The following is a 17,749-nucleotide window of genomic DNA, read 5'->3' on the forward strand; positions in this document are numbered from 1 at the left end:
CCCCCATCAACGTTTCTGAATGGCCGGGCCCTAATCCCTACAACATCCCCAATTAAATGGCGCTCGGTAAAAAAAACCACTCAAGACCCGTTTGTCATAAAGACACAAAATCCCTTGTTATTCCCCATATTCACTTCGAAAGGCGCCTTAAACCCTCCCCCCCCCCCCCCCCCCAGTATTTAATACTACCCCCCAGTATAAGATGAGTGCTACATTATCAGTTAGAATCTCGCAGTCAGTAACTTAAAGAAGATAAGTCATGTCCCATACAACCAGAGATCAAAAGAAGCTCAGTACCCGTGTCAGCAAAATACAGGGTCAGGTGAATGGTCTTAAAAAAATGCTGGAAGAAGAACATGAGTGCCAAGATGTGTTGCAACAAATCGCTGCAATTCGAGGGGCTGTAAATGGCTTAATGAAAGAGGTGATCAAAGGCCATCTCATCGAACACGTCGTATTGGAGGAAGAATTAGAAAAGCGTGAAGCTGATATGGAAGTTGTACTGAAAGTGTTGGACTCCTATATCAAATAACACGATTTCATTAATTTTTTGAAGTGCCATTATCGATTTTCATTAAAATAGATAACGCAAGTCCTAAGGCGATAATTTGCAAATGCCTCGCTCGATATCCAATACATAAACATTTATTTTTATAAGACTCGAGTCGCAACGAACATATTGTCTGCATAGTAAACTCCATGCATTTAAACTGTACATGGAGGTTACTATGCCTGGTGCTTTCGCACATATCACAGCGGTAAATGAAGCTTCTGCTAATAATGCATTGATGAAGTTAAACATACCTCAAGAAGCAAAAAAGGCTTTAGCTCAAAATAAACGGTATTTAGAGCTCGGTTGTGTGAGCCCCGACTATCCTTACCTTGCTCTAATGAATTCTGCGCAAAATAAATGGGCAGATAAAATGCATTACAACCACGTTGGTAAGCTAATTGATGCTCTTATTCAGCAGGTAAAAGCCGCAGATAACGAACACTTTGAAAAAACCTTCTCATGGTTATGTGGCTTTGTAGCACATGTAGCAACCGATATTACTCTTCATCCTGTTGTTGAATTAAAAGTGGGCCCTTACGCAGAAAACGCCCAGCAACACAGAATTTGTGAAATGCACCAAGATGCTTATATTTGGCCGTCCAGGATGCAACTCGGAAGTATTGGCCTTGCAGATAGAGTCAGAGAAAACATCGGCAGTTGTGTGGACCAGAATAACAACAACCTAATAGATCCTGTTATTCGTATTATTTGGTCTAATGCTCTTTCAGCTACTTATCCCGAATATGCTAAAGAATGCAAACCTGACGTAAACGTCTGGCACGAAGGATTTCAATCCGTTGTGGACAATGCTGAGGAGTCGCATCGCTTATTTCCTTGGGCGAGGCATGTGGCTTCTAAACTAGGGTTAACTTACCCGCTTCCAAACGAAGTTGATTCTACTTATATTCAGGATTTAGAAACGCCAGATGGTATTAAGCACTACGATGAAATTTTTGATAAGGCGATTAAGACAATCCAAATATTTTGGGAAAAGCTGGCAGCTACCATTTATGAAAACCAAGATACTGGCTTTTTTGAAAATTGGAATTTAGACACTGGCCGAAATGAAAACGGACAGCTTAGTGCTTGGGGAAATCTATGAAGCTAATCATCGTTATCACCCTTCTTCTCTCATTGACTTCTTGCGTTAACAGCTCTAAATATTCTGAAGAGGTCATGTTTGATATGGCCTCGATTTTAAAAGATGTAGCCCAAGCTGTTGACGGTGAGCTCAAGTTTGGAGACACAGCAGGACAAACAGAGAAAGAAATCTTCGAAAATGCGATATCAGCTAATCCAGCTCAAATCACCAAACTCTCACAGTTAGCTATCGATGGAAACATTTCTAACTATCGAATTCTTTCAGAGTTTCAAGGTAATAATGCAGTTATGTTGATATGTGACGGAGATATAGCATTAATGGAAGATGCAGGTTGCAACTCAGAATTTGATAAGATCTATTGGGACTCCCCAAAACCTTACTCATGCCAAATCAAACTTGATGCGGCAGCTCTTTGTACTGATTAACAGTAGGGAAAATAGAGAAAATTTATGAGTAATACATGGTTTAACTTATGCCTGTCATGTATTACTCACAATATGCAGAAACAGGTAGTATTTAAAAAGCTCAAGCTTACCTGTAAGAAATCACTACGTTCTGTAAAGCACCTTTACAACATGCCAACCGAACTTGGTTTTAACTAAATGTGGCGTCAGAACCTCGCCAGAAAAGCACACTTTGTCGAACTGAGGTACCATTTGACCACGGCGAAACTCACCAAGATCACCACCGCGCTTACCTGACGGGCAAGTGGAATACTTTTTCGCTAGTGTCTGAAACTTTGCGCCTTTTTTCAGTTGCTTGATAATGTCTTCTGCTTGTTCTTTGTGCTTCACAAGAATATGTAATGCGGCTGCTGTATTTGCCATTGATCTATCTCTCACTATTCTGGTCGCGCAAGTGTACCCAATCCCTTTTAACACGCCAAACATTTCTTGTTTATACCTAGGCGGCTTCAAGGCTCAAATACATGGGGCTATCAAACTTTCGGCATGACAAGATTAAAATACAACCAAGTTTTGCTCAGTTAATCACTATTCTTTAAGAGATTGTCTAAAAAGCTCACATTTGTCTCTCCGATGGTTGAAGCCTTCGTCTGATAAGATTAGATTAGACACAATTCGGTGGTATTTATAAGGTTATTTCATGGCAAAAGTCGTTAGTAAAGCGAATCAATCTCAGGGCATGTTGATGTTCAAACTCACCCTGCAACAGAGTTTCGCGATAGGCACGCTAAAAGTCCGTGAAATCGTTCCGTATATGCCAACCACGAAGATCCCTTACTCGCATCATCACGTTATTGGCACCGTCACAATACGTAACTTAACAGTGCCTGTGATCGACATGTCAGCGGCTGTCGGCTTTCGTCCTATCAGTGAAGAAGAATACAAAAATTGCTACTTGATCGTGACAGACTGTTTGCGAACCGTGGTCGCCTTTATGGTTCGTAGTATTGAGAAGATCATTGAATGCGATTGGAAAGCCATTGAAACCCCACCAGCGAGCGCTGGGAAAAATATTTTCGTAACAGGTATTACTCGCTACGAAGACAAAACGGTTCAGATGCTGGATGTAGAACTGCTGCTTTCCAAAATTTATCCGCAATACGAAAACTCAAAGATCCCGATGCTGACAGATGTTGAACGTGAGCGCCTAAAAGCATTAAGCATTCTTTTGGTGGATGACTCTTCCATCGCTCGTAAACAGCTGTGCGATGCTCTTGATAGTATCAATATCGGATACCAAATTTGTAAAAATGGTTTAGACGCATTAGAGCTGATGAAAAGCGAGGCTGAGGCTCATCGACCAATCGATATTTTGGTCAGTGATATTGAGATGCCAGGGCTTGACGGCTACGAGCTAGCATTCGAAGTACAAAATGACTCCGCTCTTAATCACTCGTACCGCATTTTGCATACGTCGTTATCGAGCGAAATCTGTGTAGACAGAGCTCACCAAGTTGGCGCACACGAGGCGCTTGAGAAGTTCAATGCTGGTGAGCTGATTGAAGCCATGCTGCGCGGTGCAAAAGAACTAGAAGCCAAAGCTATGGCTTCTTAACTCTTAACTAAACAGCTAAGAAGCAAATTGTCGAATATGGTGTTTTGCGGCCATTTTTTCGCGCAGAAGCTTTGATGTTCGCAGCTGCTAGTTTCTCAGGTCACTTCTTTGGCATCGAGTAACTACGAGATACAAACTCTGTCTCTTCGACTTGATTGATGTGATTAATATAAGAAGCCAAGCTATAAAGTACATTCGCCAATAAGTTCGCGTAACGAAATAGAATAGGGGCAGGTTGTTTCTTACCTGCATGTTCGATGGCAACTAATGCTCGTACCGTTTTTTTAGCTTGGCAACGGCACAAATGCAATTGACTGGATGCAGGGTGCCCTCCGGGTAGAACGAAACCTTTGAATCCACCATCAATGCGTTGCTTAAGCGAATCATAATCTGCCTTTAGCTCTTCAACTTCCGCTTCTGTAATCGCTAGCTTTCCGCGAACCGAACCATTTAGGTGATAAACATTAGGCTGCATTCTTGTCAGTATGTCGCGGCTAAACTCGTCCAGGTCCATCGCGAGAACTAAACCAATACGACTACAAAGTTCATCTGCCGTAATTTCAAAGTCACAAACCGGACTGTCCTCGTAAATAAAGGGATAGCAAATCTCGCTCAATTCCTTGCTCACAGGCTTCATGCTTTTGTTCCAATATAAAAAAGGAGCCAGTATAACCTAACTCCCCTTATGCGTTCATTATTCCGAATATTCGATATTTACATGGCCGGTTTACAATCAAGCACTTTCGATTTTCTTGTGACCTTCTTGAAGGTGAACAAAGTCCACTAAATCGTCGCCAGAGACTTGATACGCTTGACCAAAGCCTTTAACAAACAGTCCCGACTCTGGCTTTAAGTTAAACAACACGAAATCCTCTAGTTGGCTGAGACCATCAATAATCTCACCAAAACGCTCTTTCATTTGTCCAACAACTTGTTGCCACATCTCTGTGTCTCGCTCAACCACATTTGCTACCGCATCAAAAGTTAAGCGCTTACGAGCAAACAACTGCTTTGAAGATTCTTCATCTTCGATCATCATCAAAGAAACGTTTGGATTTTCTAGAAGGTTACGAGCATGACGAGCGATTTTAGAAATGAGTACGAAGTAGCCTTCCTGATTTTGGACATAAGGCGCGTAGCTTACATTAGGGCGACCTTCTGCATCGACAGTTGCAAGCTGAAGCGTACGACGCTCCTGACGAAACTCTTTGATCTCTGGCCCTAAACGACCTTGCAAACGCTCTTGTTTAACTTGTTGATCCATATTGATACCTGACTTTACTAATTAGTATTCGAGTTGAGCCTCGATTATGTTTGTGATTACTTTTTCAATTCGGCTTGTAGGGCGCGGAATGCGGTGACTTGCTCTTCAAGTAGCTCGCGCTTTTCGTTACGGCCTAAATAAACTTTGAAAATATTGCTTCCGCACTCAGAGAAAAAGCCAAAATAGTGACTCTCTCTACCCATAAACGGTTTGCTGACCAACGCTACATTTTTAACATTATCTAGCTTCAAGTGACCGTGTAGCTCACCTTCTCTGCCCATTAAATTGTAATAGCCACGCGCCACTTTTCCTTTTGGGAATGGTGCTTTGACTTCAAAAATAGAGCCAAAAGAGTGAACAATAGTCGTCACCGGGCCGAAACCAACCAAACCTTCTAGAATGTTTTGTGCTTGCGCTCCTGGAGCGATGGCCACCATTTCCTGCGGCAAAGCCGCAACAACCTCAAATTCAGAAATGCCGAGACGTTCTGCCATCGCTGCTGGCAATAATTGCGGTTCTTGCTCTAGTAATGCTTCAACTTGTTGTTTGATTGATTCCATATGTTTTCCGTCTTTGTTCAACTTTTTCATTAATTATTGGATACTTTCGGTACGGTTTCATTCGTCTCTGACGTAAGTACCTGAATACAACCTTGAGCCAACGAAACGGCCCAGAAACTACCAGCAAGAGTAAGAACTAGGCTGCGTTCATGCAGTTCCACTAAACCTTTTTGCTGCCACACTTTAAATAGAGGCATTAAAAATCCGAACGTGTCCTCCCCCATAAACGATGGCAGTTGGTTTGCCTGAACGATACCGCGATCAAACCCGGATTTGAGTGCAGCAAATAGTGGCTCTAGAGGGCTTTGCTTCATCATCATAGCGATGGTGCTTTGCCCTTCTTTGATGGCTTTAATATAGGTCGCCAATGTGCGATGTTGCATCATTCCGTAACCACCGATATTACCTCCAGCGCCACAGCCAATTGGCAGTACCTCTGCATATGTCTTGGCTAAACTGTTGTATAAACTACGTTCACGGTTATCGATTGCCCAATGGTTCACACTCAGTTGCTTCATATGGTGTTTGGCCATAAAGTTCACACCGAGCTCATACATGCCTGCTTTTTCTGGCGTGGTAGCTGGTGGGGGGATTTTTCCTTTTTCTACAAGGTTAAGCATGGGTGCTGAACCACCGACGACCAACTGATATAAGTCCACCCCGTGTGCGCCAGTCGAGAGAAAATCATTTAAATCTTGCTCTAACACTTCTTTGGTTTGATAAGGCAAGCCGTAGAGTAAATCGATAATGACAGGAATTTTGTCTTCGTTGGCAATCTCGCTAACTCGCTTGAGCACATCTTCTCTATCATCTAATCGTTTCGCGCTGCGACGCACTTGTGTATTAAAACTTTGCACACCAAAAGAGAAACGATTAAATCCACCGTCGAGAGCGCCCTGGTATAGCTCATCAGAAAAACGGTTGATGCGACCTTCTAAGGTGATTTCACAATCCGCAGCCAAAGGAAAGTGCTCATGAATCGCCTGACCTAACACGCGAACCTGTGCTGGAGACAGATCCGTTGGCGTTCCACCACCGATATACACAGCATGGAAAATACCGTTTTGTGTCCAAGGCAATGCAGCTTTCTCCTTGAGCTCCTGCATCAGTGCGTCAAAGTACTCATCAACCAGTGCGCGGCTCGCAGCATTTTGAAAGAAGTTACAAAAGGTGCAACGTACGCGACAAAATGGAACGTGAATATAAAGACAACGTTTATTGGTCGCTTTAACCGAGTTAGCGGTAACGCTTGAAAAAATTGCCTGTTGCTGAGGTGGAGGTACAGGCACGCTCGCTCCGCCAGCGTGTGCCGAATGTTTCTTAACAAAGGCAAATCGCAATGGGTCAGGGCTATTGCTTCCCAACACTGATTCGTCAAATTTATCGATATCGACGCTCATATATACTCGCTTAGCTCCCACCATATAAGGGGTAGAGGCTGGTCTTTAAAAATCTGCAAGAATCATAATTTGAGCGTAATGATAATGCAATTGATAATTGATCTTATTTCGGTTGTGAGTAATAATCTGCTCAAGTTTTCATAGTTTCCCGAGATATTCCGTGAACGTACAAAGATATGTCATTGCAGGAGGTGCTTCCCTTGCCATCCATGCCGCACTTCTTTTTGTTTCTCAAGAAACGAAAGTGTTCGCGATGCCTGCTGGAAATCCAGCAAGTTCGGTAAGTTTAAACCTTGTATCGGCACCACCACCTACCGTCGAAACATCCACGCCAGAAAATGTGGCGCCACCAAAAGAACCGCAGCCTCAGGAGCAGCCTGAGCCAGAAAAGAAGATCGTAAAGAAACAGGTCGTCAAGAAAGACGCTGTTAAGAAAAAGGTAGTGGAGAAAAAAACAGAGCCAGTTAAACAATCTAAGCCTAAGACGGTTAAACCAACCAAAGCCGTAACAAAACAAGAGAATCAGCCCGAAGCCAAACCGAAGAAAAAAACGGAACCGGCGAAGAAAGAGATGGTCGCTCAGCAAACCGCGCCAGCGAGCCAATCCAAAGGGGCAACGTCTCAACCTATTTTGGTCGACAAACCAACGTTTGTGAATCAACCAACTCAGCCTCGCTACCCAAGATCTGCACAAAGACGCGGTATCGAAGGCGTAGCCTTATATGAAATATGGCTCGATGAAAATGGCAATCAAATTAAACAGGTTTTGATTGAGTCTTCCGGCACAGAATCGCTGGACGCCTCAGCGCTTCGTGCCATCAAACAGTGGCAATTTACACCACATATTTCGGGCGGGCTAAAAGTGGCTCACCGAGTACAAGTACCTGTTCGTTTTAAGTTGGATGGATAATGGAACAACTACAAGAATTACAAACTCAACTTGGCCTAATGACATGGCCTTTGATCATTTGCTCAGCCCTCACCGTCATGATCATTACCGAGCGGTTATTCCACGTTTTGATTAGCCTTGGCGTAGGGAAACGAGCCATTCGCCAAAAACTCATTGGGTTAGACCCAACGAATGGAAACGATCTTGAGACGCTTGCAGAAGAATTGTCGCATAAGCGACCGCTCCTTTATCGTGGCGTTGCCATGTTGCTTGCCCATCACTCTTTCTCAAAGTCTCTAAGAGAAGATGCCGCAGGCATTTGGCTGCAAGAAAAACGTCATCAGCTGCATTCTGGCCTGCGCTTACTGACGTTGATTGGCGTAATTAGCCCTTTGATTGGTTTGCTTGGTACAGTACTTGGCTTAATTGAGATGTTCAAAGGCATCGCTGTCTCAACGGGGAATATCACCCCGAATGATTTGGCAGACGGTCTAGGCTTGGCCATGCGCACTACTGCAGCAGGCCTTATTATCGCCCTTCCTGCGATTTCAGGAGCACAAATCATTGGTTTGTGGGCGGATCGTGTGATCGCCAAACTCGAACACACATTAAACTATGTCAACTTATGGCTTGAAGGTATCTCTCTGCAACACGTGTCGCCAGACAATTCAACATTAGCAGTGCGCTCTTCTGCAAAGGTCGAGGCAGAAGCACAATGATTAAAACGCCACAAGACAACACTCGTCACGACTTAACTCCTGATTTAACACCGCTGTTGGACATCATTTTTATCGTAATGGTTTTCCTGATGTTAACTGCAGCGGTCAAGCTCGATTCATTAGATGTCAATTTACCGAGTACAGAATCTCAGGCCGTTGCAGATGTCGATAAGCAATCCATCACGGTAAACATTCTTAAAGACGAGCCTTACTGGGCCATTAACGGCAAGACATACATCGATTGGGACAACTTTACCCTCGCGCTGCTAGAAGAGAGTAAATCAAGCGATAAACCGATTGTGATTGGAGCAGAAAAAACCGCGAACATTCAGTCGCTAGTTCAACTTCTCGGCTTTTTACAAGAAAACGGAATTCAGGCAACTCAGTTACTCACTGAAGAGCCATCATAAAAATAAGTAAGATAGAGATCCTTTCAAAATGAAGAATACACGTGCCACCATTCATGCTGTTGTTACGGCAGTCATTTCCCTACTTGCGAGTAGCCAACTTTTTGCCAATGAAACACCATCATCAGAGCGTGTTGTTAGTGCAGGCAGTGCCGTCACTGAACTGTTGCTTGAACTCGACGCCAAAGATAGCTTGGTTGCTATCGACGTAACCAGTCAGTTACCAAAAGGCATAGAGCTGCCTAAAGTAGGCTACCATCGCCGCCTTTCAGCAGAAGGGTTGCTCGCCTTACGTCCGACAAAAGTCATTGGCTCTGATGAGATGGGACCGAAAACAGCATTGAACCAATTAAAATCGGCGGGGGTAGATGTAGAAATCGTCAATACTGATGCCAACGTTGAGGGCCTTTACCAACGTATCGATCAAATTGCGAACCTTATGAATCGCCAGGCTAAAGCGGAAGATTTAAAGCAAGATGTGAAAGCGCAAGTTCAAGCACTCAATGCAAATCAACCTGCTCAAGCTCAGAAAAAGAAAGTACTGTTTCTACTCATCCATGAAGGTCGACCTGCAAACGTTGCAGGATCAGAAACCACACCCGATGCAATTATCCAGCTAGCAGGCGGACGAAACCCAGCTGCTGACCAGCTGTCTTCTTACAAGCCTTTATCCACAGAAGCCATGGTAGAGATGCAGCCTGACGTTATTCTCGTTAGCGGTCGCAGCTATGAAACGCTGGGCGGTGCCGATGCGATTTTAAAAGCAATGCCACTTCTCGCCGCAACACCTGCGGGAATGAATAAAAATATCATCACGATTGACGGTCACGCACTTGTTGGTGGTTTGGGTCTTAAAAGCCTTGCAGAAGCCGAGCGTTTGAATGCGCTGCTTTACCCATAGAGACATGGCATGTTGTTAAGACGTATCTCCCTTTCAACGACGTTATCCGTACTTAGTGGCTTTTTAGCATTTGTTGCTATCGCCTCTATTACCGTTGGTCCAATGAGCATTAGTTTCACTGACAGTTTGCGTAGCCTAACAGGAAGCAGTTCTGATCTCGCTCCTCACATTCAGTTGGTGATTAATGAGATCCGATTACCTCGCACCATTTTATGTATGTTCATCGGGGCTATTTTGGCGATTTGTGGCGTGGTTATGCAGGGCTTATTCCGCAACCCGTTGGCCGAACCCGGCATCATTGGCGTGTCTGCTGGCGCTGCTCTTGGTGGTGCATTCGCTATTGTTGTATTTGCTGAGTTTAGCCAAAACTATCCGCAGCTAATGAACTTAGCTGCACTGCCTCTTTTTGCTTTCCTAGGTGGTGCGTTGACGACCATTCTCGTTTATAAACTCGGCACAAGTAAATTTGGTACCTCAGTTACGATTATGTTGTTAGCTGGTGTCGCCATCAGCGCGCTTTCAGGAGCGGCGATCGGTTATATGAACTTTATCGCTGATGATCAGATGCTACGAGATCTGACACTTTGGTCCATGGGCTCATTAGCTGGCGCAAATTGGTCGGGGATAGGCCTATCCGCTGTCACGCTGGTCGTCCTATTATTCTGGTTCCAGAAAAAATCGATGGCGCTGAATGCTCTTCTGCTAGGGGAATCAGAAGCAAGACACTTGGGAGTTCCGGTCCAAAAACTCAAACGAAAGCTTATTTTGCTCTCTGCATTGGGGGTTGGTATTACGGTGAGTATTAGTGGTGCAATTGGTTTTATCGGGCTCGTGATTCCTCACTTAGGACGCATACTAGCAGGCCCCGACCATCGAACGCTACTGCCAATCTCTGCACTCATGGGAGCGCTGCTTCTTACCGCTGCTGATATGTTTGCTCGTATTGCCGTGGCACCAGCAGAATTACCCGTCGGTATCGTGACCGCCTTGATCGGTGCACCCTTCTTCATCTACTTATTGTTCCAGCAGAAAGGGAAGATTTTGTAATGAACCAGATCGTTTTATCGGGTAAAAACATTTCGATGAAATTTGGCAAGCGCGTTGTTCTCGATGACATCAATATTGATATCCGAGCTGGTGAAGTGACCGCCCTACTCGGCCCCAACGGTGCGGGCAAAAGTACTTTGCTCAAGCTTCTGTGTGGTGAAATCTCTTCAAATCATGACATCGCCTACTTCGGTAAACCAAAGCATGATTGGGAGCCTGAAAAAAGCGCAAAACACATTGCGATGCTTCCACAGCACAGTACGTTGACCTTCCCATTTCTAGCCAGAGAAGTGGTCGAATTAGGCGCGATTCCGCTATCGCTGTCCAATAAAGAAACCACTAAGTTAGCTTTACATTACATGAAACAAACCGATGTAATGCATTTGGCAGAAAGCCTCTATCCATCTTTATCTGGTGGCGAAAAGCAACGATTACATCTAGCACGCGTGATGACACAGCTACACCAATCTGGCGAGGAACGAATCTTGATGCTTGATGAGCCAACCTCTGCGTTAGATCTCGCCCACCAACACAACACGTTAAAGATTGCTCGTGAGGCCGCGAAAATACAGAACGCCGCAGTCGTTGTCGTGTTGCATGACTTGAATTTAGCCTCCCAGTACGCAGACCGACTTGTACTTTTGCATAAGGGAAAACTGGTTTGTGATGACACACCATGGAATGCACTGACGCCAGAGCGCATTGAGCACGTTTATGGCTACCGCTCCATCGTGACAAAACATCCAACTTTAGACTTTCCTCAAGTTCACGCCGCCGCTTAGCGTGTATCTCTTCTGAGCCGTCTCTTCTGCTTTCCAAACGACAAAGGCCCGCAATAATCATATTGCGGGCCTTTGCTTTGATATTTAATCGAATCTTGGGCTCAAAAGAGCGGCGAGAAAATTACTGTGTTCTGCCTTGGCTTTACAACCAAAGCAGCAAACAAGTGTTCATCTATCGCTCTCAATTGCGATTACTTACTCATTTGGATCAATGAACGACCAATCAACCACTCGAGCTCTTTGTCACCACCTGCGCCAAACTGGCTTTCAACCATTTTGTATAAACGGTCAATTCCGTTAGCAGCAAATTCTTGCGCATTTTCGGCCGTGACAATGTGATGGAATAGCAGTCGTAAAATCGCGAGGAACTCAGCATCTTCCAGTGCTTTAATCCAACTTTGTGAAAATGCACTTAGCCCTTTATCAAACTCTAGGTGTTCAATAAACATTTTAAAGATACGGCCATCCAGTGCGGCGGTGAAGTCCGTTTTCTTAGGGAAGTGATGGCTAATACCGGTACGAGATATACCTGTCTGCTGACTTAGAGTCGTGTACGACATTTTGTCGTAACCTAGTCTTAATAGCTGATCAACAACGGCATCCATGATCTTTTGGATAGTGATTTCGGTATCTTCTTTACTACGCTTTGGCATATTTTAAGCTCTTCTCTTTGTAAATCCATCTAACTCACTATTAAATGAGGCCAGAATGAAATCATTCTTAGCATTATACCCAAGTTGCCCAAGGCACTTCGTTAAGCGAAACCTAAAAATTGAACCGCTAACACCTGCGCATTAAGGCCATTTGGATATATGTACTGCGACTACTTAATATAAAGTTAAGTTCCAAATCATAACGTCTTTACACTGCGTAATGTGCAATTTGCAGTTATGTTTTTGTCAATACATGCTACTCAAAATAAGGCGAAAAGTTAGTCTCATCAAAACCTTGCGCCAATTATTCATCGAAACTATTCAAAGACCAAGAATGATAATTATTAAAAATAATCAATCAAGAAATAGTCTTATAAATTGTCCATTAGTTCAACTGGGCTGAGCGAAATCTCGTCACTATGTTCGTTAATTGATTTTAAATGTTGATATATATCACATTAACGTTCTTGATGATTTAGTAATCCAATCTTTAACCCTTACTTAACAAGCGCCTATTCTGTTCTTTTTTTATTCAAAACTCGTCATTTTTGTAGATACAGATCAAATACCTGATAGAATACCCTTAGTATTTACAAGAGGATTCGTTATGAGTGTCGAATTAGAAAAAAACCAAGTATGTGAAGCTTGCGGCTGCGCAGGCGAGATTGGCTTCATCATCAAAGAAGGTGACGAAGTTGCCGACGTAACGGTTTTCGCACAGACAAAAACAGAGCTAGAGTCTGAACTACAAAAATACATTGAGCTCGCTAAATCAGTATGTGCTGATGTTGAATACAATGTTTCTGAAATAACAGAAGAGTCAAACCAAGCGACGGCTCGATTCAAATTTGAAGTAAGTGCTGAAAAGCTTATCTTTGAATTAAAAACTCGCTCAATCGCGCGTTAATGGAAAAAGCGAGCTCTGTGCTCGCTTTTTTATTTTTCCGTTATCCTAATATTAAACAGACCGTTTTTTGGCGTTTATTTATCTTTTTTGAATACCACCCACTTTAACGAACCATTCGTTTCAAAATCGTTCTCAGCTGTACACATCAGTAATACACCCTCAACATTAATCACGGCTCCGGTGGTGTAGGCTTTATCATCGTAGTAACAGATACGCTGACCTACCTTGCCGTCAGCGACCACCAGCGCTTTGCTTTCTGGCGTACTGTGTGATTTAGCAAAAGCGGCCCCAGATAGTAGTACTGCTACAACACCAGCGGCAAAAATAGACACTCTTTTTAACTTCATGAAAATCTCCCTCAGACGCTCATGATACTAACAAGGACGCTTGTTCAGTTCTTGGCAGAACCTCATATTCTTCATATCTCTACTGATATTTTTCTCACATTTACTTTTAAATAAACTATATAATCAATCACTTAATCATTCCCTAACTTGCACACTGAAGCAACTCGGCATCGTGAGCGCGTGTATGCTTTCAGATAAAGCCCTAATTTGAAGTTCTTGGGCTAAAATCAAAAACTGTTAACAAAGTATGCATAATGAGTCTATTTAAGTATAAGATGAGTACTTAAGATCTTTATGTTTAACTAAGTCTCTGGCTATGCGTTTTGTTTCCCTTTTCCTTACCTTGATGCTGCTCTGCTTCCCATCTTTCGCATATGAGCTAGATTACTACTCTAAGTTTGGTCACACCGATAATTACGGTAATCTTGATCTACGAAACAAACCATACACCCAATTACCTTCTGGGTTAGTGGTCAAAGGCAACTTAAATATCTCGCAAACCCCGATCAAAAAGCTGCCTAAGGGGCTTGATGTTGGAGGCAGTTTGGAAGCAACCAACAGCGCACTCAGAACCATTCGCTCAGGTACAAAGATAAAAGGTTATGCGAATCTACTGGGCAGTAAGATCGAAAGCTGGCCTAGGGGCATCAAACTCGGCGGTTATCTGAACTTGACGGATACACCATTAAAAACGCTCCCAGCTAAACTTCGAGTCAAAGGCGATTTGAGTGTTATTCGGACTCCTATCTCTGCTCTTCCTGAAGGATTGGTGGTTGATGGTAACCTTTATATAGGAGGATCGGCACTACAAGTATTTCCAGACACGATGACGGTGAAAGGGAATATCTTTTTAGGTGGTAACAAGATCACCAAGTGGCCTAGCAATTTAACCCTTGGCGGGGCCGTTGCTCCTTAAAAAGCAAACAAGAAAAAGCCCCGGGAAACCGAGGCTTTAAGGCGTTCATAATCCATCAAGTTCAGCGATGAATACTACTCTTGATTGTTAACTGGGTTGGCATAGCTCGCCACCAAATAAGGTCTTGCCCCTTCAGGTAACTGCTCCAATTTATCCGCAAGATGACGTTTCACCGCCTCTGTGATGATGCTCGAATCTTCACGTCCAGCAGCTAACAAGTTGATTGGGTACAACTTGTAGTTATTGTGAATTTGGCGGTCGATTTCACCGGCAAGAGATTCTGGCGTTTCAAACTCTTGATCAATCACATCACCAAACGCGACATGCACACGGCCTTTATAACCAATGATGCCCTGAATGATGCTTTCGATATCTTCAAATTCACCTTTTTCATAACGGCCATTTTCTGCTTTTTCGTACAGCTCTTTTGCTTTGGCAATGTCACATGGATCATTTTCATAGGCAATCGAGACAGGAACGATTTTCAAAGAACGCGTGTATTCACCAAAGCTGATCTTCTGCTTGCGGCCTTCAACATGGAACATTTTTAAAATCGCAGGATCAGTAAAGTCGTTTCCATCTTTAGCTCGACCTTCCTTTTGGGCAATCCAAATTGAATTACCGGTATCAAGCGAGTGTTTAATGTAGCTCGACAGTTGTCCTAATGCTTTCATCATTTCTCTAGGCGCCTTAGCAGAGCGCTTAACGATGAAGCTTTTATTGAGTCGCATCAATTCGGTCGCACATGGCTTCTTCAGCAGGTTATCACCAATCGCAATACGAACTGTACGGTGCCCACTTTGGTACAAGCCATAGTTTACTAGCGCAGGGTCCATCGCAATATCACGGTGGTTAGAAACGAATAAGTACGACGTGTTTTTATCCAGCTTATCCAAACCAGAAAAAGTGACGCCATCCGTTGTCTTATTCAATGTATCTTTCAGATACTTCTTCACTTCAATCTGAATCGCTTCTACAGAATCAAGCTTGCTCCATTTAGCTTTCAGGTAGATGCGCAGGATCGGGCTCATTAGCGTTTTAAACCACGCTGCTTTATTAGCAAAGCGATGATCGAGAATAGCAGTGATAAATTCATCATCTTGGATTAGACGATCCAGCGCTGCTGGAATTTCTTCGTCATTGTAAGGACGAATTTCAATATAAGGATCGGTATTGGCAGTCATTGTTCATTACATATCAAAAAAAGCTGGCACATTTTACGCATAGTTTTGCTGACAAGCAGCATTTCAACCCATACTTTTAACATGGTCATACCAGTTAGGCTACAATTTCTCATGCTAAAAAATTCTCTCAGCTGGTTGGAATCGTATAGGTTTAACGTTACCCTTAGCGCCAAAAAACACTGGTACTCATAATGAACTACGCAATTGAATTTCACGACGCTAAATACCCCTTTCTTGAAGTAGCTGCGCGCAAAAAAGCACTGAAGCACAGTCTGCTGTCTGTCGTCGAAGGGTTAGCCGTCATTAAATTGGGTAAGCAGGAGTATGCCATTGAACCAGGCCAATATTTTTGGATTCCTCAAGGATGTTTGAGCTCCCTCACCTTTTTACCTAATTCTCGTGTATATCGTTGTGATTTTTCTGTGCGTTTAAATGATGACTTCTCACAACAAGCAGGTTTTGTGAAACCTTCACCGCTGCTAAAAGCCCTCGTCGAGAAACTAGCAACAACAGCCGAGCGCTCAGATCTGCAAACCGATCTGCTGACGGTAGTAAGACATGAAGTATTGACTCTCTCTCCTAAACTAGCGCACTCAACGTTAACAAAAACCATCAATCAGTGGACGCCTGGTTGTGACATGGACATATCTAAAGAGCTGTGCTTGGTACTCACACTCCGTGAAGCAAGAAAAATGAAGCTGTCGGGAAAGAAAGAAGAGCAGATTGTCGATACGCTTTTTGCGGGTAACACAGAAGAATATGAGCAACTTTGCTTTTTGGTCTTTGGAGAAGCGCTATAAGTCGCACTCTAACGAGCCATCTTTTCAGTATTACGCAGAGTGATGAGCGCAGAGAATAGAGACTCAAATAAAAATAAAAAGGGCGTACATGGATGATGTACGCCCTTTTTATGTACGCTCAAGGTGACTAGAAGGGAACTTCAATCTGCATCATCCAGTCAGCGTCGTAATATTCGTGCCAACGATAATCAAATCGCATTCTTGGCTGTCCGTCGGATTTATCACCAAAACCCACGCTGAACATCAGGCCATGACTACGGAGCCACTCTTCTGTGTCCATTTTGCTCTCTTCGTCTCGGAGCTCTTCCGGCATCCAAAAACCAAGCCCAAAATAATTCTTTTCTAGACTTTGGGTTAGGAGTGGTGTGTCTTCCGGCTTAATCGCCCACTCTTCCCAATAGTTTTCTGTTGGCCCTTCGAATTTCGCTTCCGCAGCATACCAAATCAACGCATCCGTACTTAATACGCCAATGGAATCTAAAATTTCTTCACAGATAGGAAGGGTGTTATCTTCAAACACAACAGAACGATCAGAAAAATAATTACACGCAGAATGAGCTTGTGTGACCACAAGCAGCGCACATGCACTAAATACGGCTAATCTGACCATGAAAATCTGACCTCTCAGTTCCCAGATAATGTTTCTTTGTATAAGCCTTCGTTAAGCAACAACTCACAGACTGACGGGGTTGTGTAGGCGTTTATGTCTTCCCCCGTAACCAATGCGTTACGTATATCCGTGCTTCTGACTTTTACTTTTTCAGGGCACGCCATAACAGTCCAACGTTCCATAATCTCTTCTGCTCTACTAAATTTAGCAAATTTGAAGAAATTATCAGGACCTATGACAAAAGTTATATCGGCTGTTGGGTAGATTTCTTGAATTTTTTCTAACAACGCATAGGTTGTCACACTTTGTCCGGGTTGGTACAAAGCTTGCTCTGCATCAGAACGCCGAACATTAGAAAGCCCCATATCTTTGATGAATGCATCAACCATTTTGCACCGAGTTGGGTAATCGAGCATATTCTTGCCCCAAGCGTGTGCAATGCTAGGTTCAAGTAGCACAAGGTCAAAGTGGCTCAATGACTCAATAACACTTTTATGCCCTAAACTAGGTGGGTTAAATGCACTACCAAAAATGGCGATTTTTTTCATATCCGGTGATTACCTGGTTGAAGAGAGTTTTCTAATCTGATGATTTCGGTATGATACTACTAATCTTTACAGCTTTTGACCCTAAAGTCGTGTTTATCAGTCTCAATTGCATGGTTTATCACCATTTGAGCAAGCGGGCTT

General features: G+C 43.4%; 23 protein-coding genes. 13 read left to right on the forward strand and 10 right to left on the reverse strand.

The window, feature by feature from the left end:
* The first annotated feature begins 259 nt into the window (after positions 1-259).
* The 3 genes from rcnR (at position 260) to D8S93_RS10300 (ending at position 2,080) form a co-directional block, all read left to right on the forward strand.
* The gene (gene rcnR / locus D8S93_RS10290; RefSeq protein WP_041853119.1) at positions 260-532 is read left to right on the forward strand and encodes a Ni(II)/Co(II)-binding transcriptional repressor RcnR; all 273 of its coding nucleotides are present in this window, start codon (positions 260-262) and stop codon (positions 530-532) included.
* A 196-nt stretch (positions 533-728) separates the two neighbouring features.
* Positions 729-1,655, forward strand: a complete 927-nt coding sequence (locus D8S93_RS10295; RefSeq protein ID WP_104970193.1) for a zinc dependent phospholipase C family protein — start codon at positions 729-731, stop codon at positions 1,653-1,655.
* On the forward strand, positions 1,652-2,080 hold the full coding sequence (locus D8S93_RS10300; RefSeq protein WP_152813058.1) for a hypothetical protein: 429 nt from the start codon (positions 1,652-1,654) through the stop codon (positions 2,078-2,080). Before D8S93_RS10295 ends, D8S93_RS10300 begins: the two co-directional genes overlap by 4 nt.
* 123 nt (positions 2,081-2,203) lie before the next feature.
* Here the strand turns inward: D8S93_RS10300 and ppiC are convergent, their stop codons facing one another.
* Positions 2,204-2,545 carry a peptidylprolyl isomerase PpiC gene (ppiC, locus tag D8S93_RS10305; protein WP_074189873.1) on the reverse strand — a complete coding sequence of 114 codons (342 nt, stop codon included), beginning with the start codon at positions 2,543-2,545 and terminating at the stop codon, positions 2,204-2,206.
* 214 nt (positions 2,546-2,759) lie between these two features.
* Here ppiC and D8S93_RS10310 point away from each other — a divergent pair, with 214 nt between their 5' ends.
* A complete protein-coding gene (locus D8S93_RS10310; protein WP_005392519.1) occupies positions 2,760-3,674 on the forward strand; it encodes a chemotaxis protein in 915 nt (304 codons plus the stop codon).
* Positions 3,675-3,774: 100 nt separating this feature from the next.
* Here D8S93_RS10310 and D8S93_RS10315 read toward each other — a convergent pair whose 3' ends face one another.
* The 4 genes from D8S93_RS10315 to hutW form a co-directional block, all read right to left on the reverse strand.
* On the reverse strand, positions 3,775-4,311 hold the full coding sequence (locus D8S93_RS10315; protein WP_104972829.1) for an ATP:cob(I)alamin adenosyltransferase: 537 nt from the start codon (positions 4,309-4,311) through the stop codon (positions 3,775-3,777).
* A 96-nt stretch (positions 4,312-4,407) separates the two neighbouring features.
* Positions 4,408-4,938, reverse strand: coding sequence for a heme utilization protein HutZ (gene hutZ, locus D8S93_RS10320; RefSeq protein WP_046873758.1), 531 nt, complete (start codon positions 4,936-4,938; stop codon positions 4,408-4,410).
* Between the two features lie 56 nt (positions 4,939-4,994).
* Positions 4,995-5,498 (reverse strand): heme utilization cystosolic carrier protein HutX, encoded by a 504-nt coding sequence (gene hutX, locus D8S93_RS10325; RefSeq protein WP_152813060.1) that lies wholly within the window; start codon positions 5,496-5,498, stop codon positions 4,995-4,997.
* Between the two features lie 29 nt (positions 5,499-5,527).
* A complete protein-coding gene (gene hutW, locus D8S93_RS10330) occupies positions 5,528-6,898 on the reverse strand; it encodes a heme anaerobic degradation radical SAM methyltransferase ChuW/HutW (protein ID WP_152813062.1) in 1,371 nt (456 codons plus the stop codon).
* Between the two features lie 160 nt (positions 6,899-7,058).
* Between hutW and D8S93_RS10335 the strand changes: the two genes are divergently transcribed.
* Genes D8S93_RS10335 through D8S93_RS10360 form a run of 6 tightly spaced genes read left to right on the forward strand, consistent with a single transcriptional unit; the run spans position 7,059 to position 11,643 of the window.
* On the forward strand, positions 7,059-7,808 hold the full coding sequence (locus tag D8S93_RS10335) for an energy transducer TonB (RefSeq protein ID WP_319802980.1): 750 nt from the start codon (positions 7,059-7,061) through the stop codon (positions 7,806-7,808).
* Positions 7,808-8,506 carry a MotA/TolQ/ExbB proton channel family protein gene (locus D8S93_RS10340; RefSeq protein WP_005392513.1) on the forward strand — a complete coding sequence of 233 codons (699 nt, stop codon included), beginning with the start codon at positions 7,808-7,810 and terminating at the stop codon, positions 8,504-8,506. The genes D8S93_RS10335 and D8S93_RS10340 overlap by 1 nt, the downstream gene beginning before the upstream one ends.
* The gene (locus D8S93_RS10345; RefSeq protein WP_152813064.1) at positions 8,503-8,916 is read left to right on the forward strand and encodes an ExbD/TolR family protein; all 414 of its coding nucleotides are present in this window, start codon (positions 8,503-8,505) and stop codon (positions 8,914-8,916) included. The genes D8S93_RS10340 and D8S93_RS10345 overlap by 4 nt, the downstream gene beginning before the upstream one ends.
* Positions 8,917-8,944: 28 nt before the next feature.
* On the forward strand, positions 8,945-9,814 hold the full coding sequence (locus tag D8S93_RS10350) for a heme/hemin ABC transporter substrate-binding protein (RefSeq protein WP_104972833.1): 870 nt from the start codon (positions 8,945-8,947) through the stop codon (positions 9,812-9,814).
* A gap of 9 nt (positions 9,815-9,823) precedes the next feature.
* Positions 9,824-10,861 carry a FecCD family ABC transporter permease gene (locus tag D8S93_RS10355; RefSeq protein WP_152813066.1) on the forward strand — a complete coding sequence of 346 codons (1,038 nt, stop codon included), beginning with the start codon at positions 9,824-9,826 and terminating at the stop codon, positions 10,859-10,861.
* Positions 10,861-11,643, forward strand: coding sequence for a heme ABC transporter ATP-binding protein (locus D8S93_RS10360; RefSeq protein ID WP_152813068.1), 783 nt, complete (start codon positions 10,861-10,863; stop codon positions 11,641-11,643). Before D8S93_RS10355 ends, D8S93_RS10360 begins: the two co-directional genes overlap by 1 nt.
* Before the next feature lie 191 nt (positions 11,644-11,834).
* On the opposite strand, the gene D8S93_RS10365 is transcribed toward D8S93_RS10360, so the two are convergent.
* Entirely contained in the window at positions 11,835-12,296 is a 462-nt protein-coding gene (locus tag D8S93_RS10365; RefSeq protein WP_005392508.1) for a TetR/AcrR family transcriptional regulator, read from the reverse strand.
* Between the two features lie 607 nt (positions 12,297-12,903).
* On the opposite strand from D8S93_RS10365, the gene D8S93_RS10370 reads away from it, so the two are divergent.
* Positions 12,904-13,203 (forward strand): YfcZ/YiiS family protein, encoded by a 300-nt coding sequence (locus D8S93_RS10370; RefSeq protein WP_074189865.1) that lies wholly within the window; start codon positions 12,904-12,906, stop codon positions 13,201-13,203.
* A 74-nt stretch (positions 13,204-13,277) separates the two neighbouring features.
* Here the strand turns inward: D8S93_RS10370 and D8S93_RS10375 are convergent, their stop codons facing one another.
* The gene (locus D8S93_RS10375; protein WP_152813070.1) at positions 13,278-13,550 is read right to left on the reverse strand and encodes a YnjH family protein; all 273 of its coding nucleotides are present in this window, start codon (positions 13,548-13,550) and stop codon (positions 13,278-13,280) included.
* Between the two features lie 316 nt (positions 13,551-13,866).
* Between D8S93_RS10375 and D8S93_RS10380 the strand changes: the two genes are divergently transcribed.
* Entirely contained in the window at positions 13,867-14,466 is a 600-nt protein-coding gene (locus D8S93_RS10380) for a hypothetical protein (RefSeq protein WP_152813072.1), read from the forward strand.
* A 74-nt stretch (positions 14,467-14,540) separates the two neighbouring features.
* Here D8S93_RS10380 and D8S93_RS10385 read toward each other — a convergent pair whose 3' ends face one another.
* The gene (locus D8S93_RS10385; protein WP_006742201.1) at positions 14,541-15,650 is read right to left on the reverse strand and encodes a 1-acyl-sn-glycerol-3-phosphate acyltransferase; all 1,110 of its coding nucleotides are present in this window, start codon (positions 15,648-15,650) and stop codon (positions 14,541-14,543) included.
* 191 nt (positions 15,651-15,841) lie between these two features.
* Between D8S93_RS10385 and D8S93_RS10390 the strand changes: the two genes are divergently transcribed.
* Complete coding sequence (locus D8S93_RS10390; protein ID WP_047008435.1) at positions 15,842-16,450, forward strand: hypothetical protein; 609 nt, start codon at positions 15,842-15,844, stop codon at positions 16,448-16,450.
* 127 nt (positions 16,451-16,577) lie between these two features.
* Here the strand turns inward: D8S93_RS10390 and D8S93_RS10395 are convergent, their stop codons facing one another.
* A complete protein-coding gene (locus D8S93_RS10395) occupies positions 16,578-17,060 on the reverse strand; it encodes a hypothetical protein (protein WP_152813074.1) in 483 nt (160 codons plus the stop codon).
* 14 nt (positions 17,061-17,074) lie between these two features.
* Positions 17,075-17,608: a nicotinate-nicotinamide nucleotide adenylyltransferase gene (locus tag D8S93_RS10400; RefSeq protein ID WP_048625315.1), complete on the reverse strand. Its 534-nt coding sequence runs from the start codon at positions 17,606-17,608 to the stop codon at positions 17,075-17,077.
* Positions 17,609-17,749: the final 141 nt, after the last annotated feature.

The organism is Vibrio sp. VGrn 2, assembly GCF_009361695.1.
GTDB classification, from domain to species: domain Bacteria; phylum Pseudomonadota; class Gammaproteobacteria; order Enterobacterales; family Vibrionaceae; genus Vibrio; species Vibrio diabolicus.

Excerpts from the sequence above, each read along its gene's own strand:
- D8S93_RS10370 (WP_074189865.1), top strand. The coding sequence starts at position 12,904 with ATGAGTGTCGAATTAGAAAAAAACCAAGTATGTGAAGCTTGCGGCTGC.
- D8S93_RS10400 (WP_048625315.1), bottom strand. The coding sequence starts at position 17,608 with ATGAAAAAAATCGCCATTTTTGGTAGTGCATTTAACCCACCTAGTTTA.
- D8S93_RS10300 (WP_152813058.1), top strand. The coding sequence starts at position 1,652 with ATGAAGCTAATCATCGTTATCACCCTTCTTCTCTCATTGACTTCTTGC.
- hutW (WP_152813062.1), bottom strand. The coding sequence starts at position 6,898 with ATGAGCGTCGATATCGATAAATTTGACGAATCAGTGTTGGGAAGCAAT.
- D8S93_RS10315 (WP_104972829.1), bottom strand. The coding sequence starts at position 4,311 with ATGAAGCCTGTGAGCAAGGAATTGAGCGAGATTTGCTATCCCTTTATT.
- D8S93_RS10340 (WP_005392513.1), top strand. The coding sequence starts at position 7,808 with ATGGAACAACTACAAGAATTACAAACTCAACTTGGCCTAATGACATGG.
- D8S93_RS10360 (WP_152813068.1), top strand. The coding sequence starts at position 10,861 with ATGAACCAGATCGTTTTATCGGGTAAAAACATTTCGATGAAATTTGGC.
- rcnR (WP_041853119.1), top strand. The coding sequence starts at position 260 with ATGTCCCATACAACCAGAGATCAAAAGAAGCTCAGTACCCGTGTCAGC.
- D8S93_RS10310 (WP_005392519.1), top strand. The coding sequence starts at position 2,760 with ATGGCAAAAGTCGTTAGTAAAGCGAATCAATCTCAGGGCATGTTGATG.
- hutX (WP_152813060.1), bottom strand. The coding sequence starts at position 5,498 with ATGGAATCAATCAAACAACAAGTTGAAGCATTACTAGAGCAAGAACCG.
- D8S93_RS10355 (WP_152813066.1), top strand. The coding sequence starts at position 9,824 with ATGTTGTTAAGACGTATCTCCCTTTCAACGACGTTATCCGTACTTAGT.
- D8S93_RS10350 (WP_104972833.1), top strand. The coding sequence starts at position 8,945 with ATGAAGAATACACGTGCCACCATTCATGCTGTTGTTACGGCAGTCATT.
- D8S93_RS10375 (WP_152813070.1), bottom strand. The coding sequence starts at position 13,550 with ATGAAGTTAAAAAGAGTGTCTATTTTTGCCGCTGGTGTTGTAGCAGTA.
- D8S93_RS10395 (WP_152813074.1), bottom strand. The coding sequence starts at position 17,060 with ATGGTCAGATTAGCCGTATTTAGTGCATGTGCGCTGCTTGTGGTCACA.
- ppiC (WP_074189873.1), bottom strand. The coding sequence starts at position 2,545 with ATGTTTGGCGTGTTAAAAGGGATTGGGTACACTTGCGCGACCAGAATA.
- D8S93_RS10365 (WP_005392508.1), bottom strand. The coding sequence starts at position 12,296 with ATGCCAAAGCGTAGTAAAGAAGATACCGAAATCACTATCCAAAAGATC.
- D8S93_RS10345 (WP_152813064.1), top strand. The coding sequence starts at position 8,503 with ATGATTAAAACGCCACAAGACAACACTCGTCACGACTTAACTCCTGAT.
- D8S93_RS10295 (WP_104970193.1), top strand. The coding sequence starts at position 729 with ATGCCTGGTGCTTTCGCACATATCACAGCGGTAAATGAAGCTTCTGCT.
- D8S93_RS10380 (WP_152813072.1), top strand. The coding sequence starts at position 13,867 with ATGCGTTTTGTTTCCCTTTTCCTTACCTTGATGCTGCTCTGCTTCCCA.
- D8S93_RS10390 (WP_047008435.1), top strand. The coding sequence starts at position 15,842 with ATGAACTACGCAATTGAATTTCACGACGCTAAATACCCCTTTCTTGAA.
- D8S93_RS10385 (WP_006742201.1), bottom strand. The coding sequence starts at position 15,650 with ATGACTGCCAATACCGATCCTTATATTGAAATTCGTCCTTACAATGAC.
- hutZ (WP_046873758.1), bottom strand. The coding sequence starts at position 4,938 with ATGGATCAACAAGTTAAACAAGAGCGTTTGCAAGGTCGTTTAGGGCCA.